Raw genomic sequence first — 8,556 nt, 5'->3', positions numbered from 1 at the left:
GGACCGTTTCATTACGTGGGTGCTGATTTCAAAACCAGGAATGGTTCGACTCTGCTGAAAATCGCACTGTTGCAAAAAGCAGGATTTGAGGTCATTGAAATCCCGGCTAACCAGCTTTTGAACAACGATTTAATGAAACCATATATTGATCAAATAAAGATCAGGACAGGCATCCCGCCACAGGGGCATGGCTCTGTATCACTTAAAAGAAGGTGGGCAGATGAGGCATGCGTTACTGCTGATGACAGGCAACCCTCAGATCACGGTTACTTAACCGCCGAAGAACATTCAAAAGAACAAACCGGCAAACCAGCCAAGAGGAAGAGAAAAAACAGTCAGTAATCCCCTCCTTTCGACTCAGGAACCGTTTTCACATTCCCGCAAAATGAACTTTTGAACAAAACCGCAGTCTGCTTTTTAAATTTCATGAATTAATGAAATATAGTTATGGACAGAAGCTCTGCTGGTATCAGTGGTCAATACGCAAGATCAGGTAATGGTTACAACCAACCAGGTAACCATGCGGCGTCTTCAAGCCGTGGGCAATCTAGGCATGCTAACGTCAGACAATGGGATAATCCCCCCCGCACTGCCCCGGGGCGTAATGAATTTTACCATTCTTCTGGCACATGCTCTTCTCAATCTCTACAGAGCCGTACAGTAAACCCTGCTCAAGATTTTAATGCCCTCATCAAACAGGAAATAATGGATGATCTGGTGAGAAAATCGGATCGTTTCGGTCATCGCTATAATGGGAAAAATCACAGTCAATTTGCCAGTTCAATTAAAAAATACACGTCAGCTGCTAAAAGACCGTTAAACCGGGCAGAACAAAGCCAGCTGATACGCATGCTGCAAAACTTTACCCCAACACGGAGCTGGAATTGGCGAAGCCTGACGACAACACTTCATTCATTCACTTCAGCGGGGGTTTTTACCTCTCATAAACCCATGGATGAGCGTGTCAAGCTTACTCAAGCTCACTTATTGTCAACGCTACTGGATGCAATAATATTTAACTGCAGCCAAAAACCTCAAGCTAGGAATATTGATGCCCGGGGTATCGCCAACCTGCTGTGGGCCATAGCGAAACTGGTGGACAACGGCCGGAAGCACACACCAGAGTTCCAGGAGGCCTTGGCCGCGCTGTTGCCACACGTGGATGCACTGAAAGACCAATTTATTCCTCAGCATATCGCCAACCTGCTGTGGGCCATGGCGAAACTGGTAGACAACGGGCAAGAGCTAATAACAGGGCCCAAAAAGGCCGTGGCCGCGCTGTTGCCCTATGTGAAGACACAAAAAGAACAATTTAATGCCCAGGGTATCGCCAACCTGCTGTGGGCCATGGCGAAACTGATAGACAACGGGCAAGAGCTAACAACAGGGCCCGAAAAGGCCGTGGCCGAGCTGTTGCCCTATGTGAAGACACAAAAAGGACAATTTAATGCCCAGGGTATCGTCAACCTGCTGTGGGCTATGGCAAAACTGGTAGACAACGGGCAGGAGCGGACACCAGAGCTCAAAGAGGCCGTGGCCGCGCTGTTGCCCTATGTGAAGACACAAAAAGAACAATTTAATGCCCAGGCGATCACCAACCTGCTTTGGGCCATGGCGAAACTGGCGGACAACGGGCAGGAGCAGACACCCGATTTCAACTCGGCTGTGACCGCGCTGTTGCCCCACGTGATCGCACAGAAAGCTAACTTTAAACCACAGGAAATCGCCAACCTGATTTGGAGCATGGCAAAACTGGTGGACAATGGGCACAAGTGGACATCCGAGTTCAACAAGGCCGTGAACGCGCTGGCGCCCCATGTGAGCGCACAGAAAGACCAATTTATTCCTCAGCATATCGCCAACCTGCTGTGGGCCATGGCGAAACTGGTGGATAACGGGCAGGAGCGAACACCAGAGTTTAACGAGGCCATGGCCGCGCTGTTGCCACGCATCAACACGGAGAAAGCTAACTTTAACCCACAGGAAATCACTAACGTGCTGTGGGCCATGGCGAAGTTGGCAGACAACGGGCTGGAGCAGACACCAGCGCTCGAAGAAGCTGTGGCCGCGTTGTTACCCCATGTGAACACTCAGAAGGAGGAATTCATTCCTCAGCATATCGCCAACCTGCTGTGGGCCATGGCGAAACTGATGGACAAAGGGCAGAAGTGGGTACCGGGGCTCAAAAAGGCTGTGGCCGGGCTGTTGCCCCGCGTGATCTCACAGAAAGCCAAATTTGAACCACAGGGTACCGCCAACCTGTTGTGGGCAATGGCGAAACTGGTGGACAAAGGGCAGAAACAGACGCCGAAGCTCAACGAGGCCGTGGCTGCACTTTTGTCCCACGTGAACGCACAGAAAACTCACTTTAAAACACAGGAAATTTCTAACCTGCTGTGGGCCACGGCCAAACTGGTGGACAATGGGCATAAGCCGACAACAGAGTTCATCGAGGTCATAGCCGAGCTGTTGCCCTGCGTGAACGCACAGGAAGACCAATTGATACCTCAGCATATCGCCAACCTGCTGTGTGGCATGGCGAAACTGGGTGAGCTCGTTGAGCTGAACGTGGTTACCTCTATGTTTGAACCGCTTGTTTACCGACTCAGTGAAAACCCTCAGCTCTCACAGCAAGACATATCGATGTCTCTCTGGGGAGTAATGGTGTGCTGTGCCAGATTGCCTCTGGACTCTAAAAACAATAACTGGCTTGAAAAGCACATGGATGACCTGTTTACTCGTGTGGAAAATACCTCCTCAGACAATGAAGAGGATCAACGCATCATTGCCATGGCCGCCAGTTGGCTTGGGAGAGCATGCCCGGTCGTCCCCCATTACCCGACTACCAGGTCAAAACGTCAATCCGACTTTCACGATCAACTCCAATCATGCTTTCCCTCTTTGCAGATTGAAGAAGAAAAGAGTCTGAACTCACTGCCTCCGGTTGACCTGTTCCTGCCAGATCACAACATGGTGATTGAAGTTCAGGGACCGTCTCATTACGTGGGTGGTGATTTCAACATCAGGAATGGTTCGACCCTGCTGAAAATCGCACTGTTGCAAAAAGCAGGATTTGAGGTCATTGAAATTCCGGTTAACAGGCTTGACAATCAGGATTCAATGAAACCATACATTGATCAAATAAAAACCAGGACAGGGATCCCGCCACAGGGGGATGGCTCTGTATCAATTAAAAAAAGAAGGTGGGCAGATGAGGCATGCGTTACTGCTGATGACAGGCAACCCTAAGATCACGGTTACTTAACCGCCGAAGAACATTCAGAAGAACAAACCGGCAAACCAGCCAAGAGGAAGAAAAAAAAAAGCGAGTAACCCCCTTCTTTCAACCCAGGAACCGTTTTCACATTCCAGCAAAATGAACTTCTGAACAGAACCGCAGTCTGCTTTTTATATTTCCATGAATTAATGAAATATAATTATGGATAGAACCTCTGCTGGTATCAGTGGTAAATACGCAAGATCAGGTAATGATGACAACCAACCGAATGACCATGCCGCTTCTTCAAGGCGTGGGCGATACAGGCATGCCACAGTCAGACAATGGGATCCTCCTCCCCGCACAGCCACGGGACGTAATGAATTTTACCATTCTTCTGCTCCACGCCCTTCTCAATATCTACTGCGCCGTTCAGTAAATCATGCTCAAGATTTTAATGCGCTCACCCAACAGGGAATAATGGATGGCCTGGTGAGTAAATCGTATCGTTTCGGTCATCGCTATGATGGGAGAGATCACGGCCTATATGCCAGTTCAATTAAAAAATACTCGTCAGCGTCTAAAAGACCGTTAAATCGAGCTGAACAAAGTCGGCTGATGCGTTTGCTGCAAAATTTCACAGTAACACGGAGCTGGAATTGGCTAAGCCTGACGACAACATTTCACTCATTTACTTCAGCGGGTGTTTTTACCCCCCATAAACCCATGGATCAGTGTGTTAAGCGCACACAAGATGCCTTATTGTCGACGCTTCTTGATGCAATAATATTCAAGTGCAACCGAAAAGCTAAAGCATGGGATATTGATGCCCGTGGAATCGCCAACCTGCTGTGGGCCATGGCGAAACTGGTGGACAGCGGGCAGCAGCGGATACCAGAGTTCAAAGAGGCCGTGGCCGCGCTGTTGCCTCACATAAATACGCAGAAAGACCAATTTATTCCTCAGCAAACCGCCAATCTACTGTGGGCCATAGCGAAACTGGTGGACAACGGGCAGAAGCAGACACCGGAACTCAACGAGGCCATCGCTGCCCTGTTGACCCGCGTGAACGCACAGCAAGCTGATTTTAAACCACGGGAAATCGCCAACCTGCTATGGTCCATGGCGAAACTGGTGGACAACGGGCAGGAGCAGACACCAGAGTTCAACGAGGCCGTAGCCGCGCTGTTGCTCCACGTGAACGCACAGAAAGACCAATTGAATGCCCAGGATATCGCCAATCTATTGTGGGCCATGGCGAAACTGGTGGACAACGGGCAAAAGCAGACACCAACGCTTAAAGAGACTGTGGCTGCGCTGTTGCCCCAGGTGAAAACAAAGAAAGCTCACTTTATACCACAGGAAATCACCAGCCTCCTGTGGGCCATGGCGAAACTGGTGGACAATGGGCAGGAGCAGACACCTGCGCTCAACGAGGCCGCGGCCGCCCTGTTGCCCTACGTGAAAACACAGAAAGCTAACTTTAAATCTCGGGAAATCGCCAACCTGCTGTGGGCCATGGCGAAACTGGTGGATATCGGGCAGGAGCAAATACAAGGACTCAAAGAAGCCGTGGCCGGGTTGTTGCCCTGTGTAAACACAGAGAAAGACCAATTTATTCCTCAGCATATCGCCAACCTGCTGTGGGCCATGGCGAAACTGGTGGACAACGGCCAGGAGCAGACACCAGGGCTCAAAGAAGCTGTGGCCGCGCTGTTGCCTCGCATGAACGTACAGGAAGACCAATGTATTCCTCAGGCTATCACCAATTTGCTCTGGGCCATGGCGAAACTGGTGGACAACGGGCAGGAGTGGATACCGGGGCTCAAAGAGGCCGTGGCCGCGCTGATGCCCCAGGTGAGCGCTCAGAAAGCTAATTTTGAACCACAGGGTATCGCCAACCTGCTGTGGGCCATGGCGAAACTGGTGGACAACAGCCAGGAGCAGACACCAGGACTCAACGAGGCCGTGGCCGCCCTGTTGCCCCAAGTGAACGCACAGAAAGACCAATTTCATGCCCTGGGTATCACCAACCTGCTGTGGGCCATAGCAAAACTGGTGGACAACGGACAGAAACAGACACCAGAACTCAACGAGGCCGTGGACGCGCTGTTGCCCCACGTGAACGCACAAAAAGTAAACTTTAACCCACAGGAAATCGCCAACCTGCTGTGGGCCATGGCGAAACTGGTGGACAACGGGCAGGAGCAAACTAAAAGGTTCAACGAGGCTGAGGCCGCCCTATTGCCCTACGTGAATGCAAAAATAGCGAACTTTAAACCACAGGGTATTGCCAACCTGCTGTGGGCCATGGCAAAACTGGTGGACAACGGGCAGGAGCGGACACCAGAGTTCAACGAGGCCATTGCCGCGCTGTTGCCCCACGTGAACGCACAAAAAGAGCAGTTTAATGCCCAGGCTATCGCCAACCTGCTGTGGGCCATGGCGAAACTGATGGACAGTGGCCAGGATCGGACTGCAGAGTTCAACGAGGCCGTGGCCGCGCTGTTGCTAAATGTGAAGTCACAAAAAGCCAACTTTCAACCACAGGAAATCGCCAACCTGTTGTGGGCAATGGCGAAACTGGTGGATAACGGAATGGAGCGAACACCAGGGCTCAACAAAGCCGTAGTTCTGCTGTTACCACGTGTGAATGCAAAGAAAGCCAACTTTAAACCGCAGGGTATTGCCAACCTGCTGTGGGCCATGGCGAAACTGGTGGACAACGGGCAGGAGCAGACACCAGAGATCAAAGAGACCGTGGCCGCGCTGTTGCCCCACGTGAGCGCACAGAAAGCCAACTTTACACCACAGGGTATTGCCAATCTGCTGTGGGCCATGGCGAAACTGGTGGACAACGGCCAGGAGCGGACACCAGAGTTCAACGAGACCATAGTCGTGCTGTTGCCCCACGTGAATGCACAGAAAGACCAATTTATTCCTCAGCATATCGTTAACCTGCTGTGGGCCATGACAAAACTGGTGGAAAACGGACAAGAGCGAACACCAGGGCTCAGCGAGGCCGTAGTCGCACTGTTGCCCCACGTGAACGCACAAAAAGACCAGTTTAATGCCTGGGCGATCGCCAACCTGCTATGGGCCATGGCGAAACTGGGTGAACTCGTTGAGCTGAGCGTGGTTAGCTCCACGTTTGAATCGCTTGTCTACCGAATCAGTGACACCCCTCAGCTCCCTCAGAAAGACATATTGATGTCTCTCTGGGGAGTCATGGTATTGTGTGCCAGGTTGTTTCTAGACTCCAATGCCAATAAAAATAACGTGCTTGAAAAGCACATGTACGGCCTGTTTACTCGCCTGGAAAATACATTTCCAGACAATGAAGAGGATCAATCCATCATTGCCATGGCGGCAAGTTGGCTTGGCAGAGCCTGTCCAGTCGCCCCCCACTACCAGACAACCATTTCAAAACCTCAAGCCGACTTCTGCGCTCAACTCCAATCATCCATTCCCTCTTTGCAGATTGAAGAAGAAAAGAGTCTGAACGCATTACCTCCGGTTGACCTGCTACTGCCAGACCACAGCATGGTGATTGAAATTCAGGGACCCTCTCATTACGTGAGTGGTGATTTCAACACCAGGACTGGTGCGACTCTGCTGAAAATCGCACTGCTGCAAAAATCAGGATTTGAGGTTATTGAAATCCCGGTCAACCTGCTCAGGAGCCGGGATTCAATGAAACTATATATTGATCAAATAAAGACCCGGGTAGACATCCCGCCACAGGGTCATGGCTCTGTATCACTTAAAAGCCGGTCGGCAGATGAGAAATACGGCACTGCTTATATATAAACATTTCAGCAAAATGAACTTCTGAACTGCACAGCAGTCTGCTTGTTATATTTTCATTAATTAATGAAATATAATTATGGACAGAAGCTCTGCCGGTATCAGTGCTCAATACGCAAGATCAGACAATGATTATAACCGACCGAGTCGCCATGCTCCTTCTTCAAGGAGTGGGCGATATCGACATGCCACGGTCAGGCATTGGGATGATACCCCGCGCACTAACCCGGGGGGTAATACATTTTACCGTTCTTCTGACGCATGCCCTTCTCAACATCTACAGCTACAGCGCCGTTCAGTAAACCCTGCTCAAGATTTTAATGCGATCATCAAACAGAAAATAATGGATGATCTGGTGAGTAAATCGAACCGTTTCGGTCATCGCTATGATGGGAGAAATCACGGCTGGTATGCTAATTCAATTAAAAAATACACATCAGATGCTAAAAGACCGTTGACTCGGGTTGAACAAAGCCAGCTGATACGTTTGCTGCAAAATTTTACCATAACACGGCGTTGGGACTGGCGAAGCCTCACGGCCACACTTCATTCATTGACTTCAGCGGGTGTTTTTACCCCTCATAAACCCATGGATGAGCGTGTTAAGTGTACTCAAGCTGCCTTATTGTCAACGCTACTTGATGCAATAATATTCAAGTGCAACCAAAAACCTCAAGCCAGGGACATTGATGCCCGGGGAATCGCCAACCAGCTGTGGGCCATGGCGAAACTGGTGGACAACGGGCAAGAGTGGACACCAGGGCTCAAAGAGGCCGTGGCCGTGCTGTTGCCCCACGTGAATGCACAGAAAGACCAATTTATTCCACAGCATATCGCCAACCTGCTGTGGGCCATGGCGAAACTGGTGGTCAACGGGCAGGAGCAGACACCAGAGCTCAACAAGGCCGTGGCCGTGTTATTGACCAACGTGAACACTCAGAAAGCGAACTTTAAACCACAGGAAATCACCAACCTGCTGTGGGCCATGGCGAAACTGGTGGACAACGGTCAGGAGCGGATACCAGAATTCAAAGAGGTCGTAGCCACCCTGTTGTCCCACGTGAACGCACAGAAAGGCCAATTTAGTGCTCAGGATATCGCCAACCTGCTGTGGGCCATCGCGAAATTGGTGGACAACGGACAGGAGCAGACAACAGGCCTCAAAGCGACAGTGGCCGCGCTGTTGCCCCACGTGAACGCACAGAAAGACCGATTTATTCCTCAGCATATTACCAATCTGCTCTGGGCCATGGCGAAACTGGTGGACAACGGACAGGAGCAGACAACAGGCCTCAAAGTGACAGTGGCCGCGCTGTTGCCCCACGTGAAGGTTCAGAAAAACCAATTTAAGGCCCAGGGTATTGCCAACCTGCTGTGGGCCATGGCGAAACTGGTGGACAACGGACAGGAGCAGACAACAGGCCTCAAAGTGACAGTGGCCGCGCTGTTACCCCACGTGAACGTACAGAAAAACCAATTTAAGGCCCAGGGTATCGCCAACCTGCTGTGGGCCATGGCGAAACTGGCGGACA

Annotated in this window: 4 protein-coding genes; all 4 read left to right on the top strand. The window is 50.8% G+C overall.

The annotated features are described in order from the left end of the window. Window positions 1-342, top strand: a 342-nt coding sequence (locus CX664_RS05780) for an RAP domain-containing protein (protein ID WP_145999850.1), incomplete at its 5' end; no start/stop codon positions are given. Window positions 343-447: 105 nt separating this feature from the next. Further along, window positions 448-3,249 (top strand): RAP domain-containing protein, encoded by a 2,802-nt coding sequence (locus CX664_RS05775; RefSeq protein WP_101745821.1) that lies wholly within the window; start codon window positions 448-450, stop codon window positions 3,247-3,249. A 190-nt stretch (window positions 3,250-3,439) separates the two neighbouring features. Next, on the top strand, window positions 3,440-7,027 hold the full coding sequence (locus tag CX664_RS05770; protein ID WP_101745820.1) for an RAP domain-containing protein: 3,588 nt from the start codon (window positions 3,440-3,442) through the stop codon (window positions 7,025-7,027). 76 nt (window positions 7,028-7,103) lie between these two features. After that, window positions 7,104-8,556: DUF1601 domain-containing protein (locus CX664_RS05760; protein ID WP_145999849.1), on the top strand; the 1,453-nt coding region annotated here is incomplete at its 3' end.

The organism is Endozoicomonas acroporae (assembly GCF_002864045.1).
Taxonomy (GTDB): domain Bacteria; phylum Pseudomonadota; class Gammaproteobacteria; order Pseudomonadales; family Endozoicomonadaceae; genus Endozoicomonas; species Endozoicomonas acroporae.
Note: the sequence above shows the minus strand (reverse complement) of the source record. Positions and strands in the feature narration are given on the sequence as shown.

Bases quoted from the DNA above. Each gene is read 5' to 3' on its own strand.
- CX664_RS05775 (WP_101745821.1), top strand. From the start codon at position 448: ATGGACAGAAGCTCTGCTGGTATCAGTGGTCAATACGCAAGATCAGGT.
- CX664_RS05770 (WP_101745820.1), top strand. From the start codon at position 3,440: ATGGATAGAACCTCTGCTGGTATCAGTGGTAAATACGCAAGATCAGGT.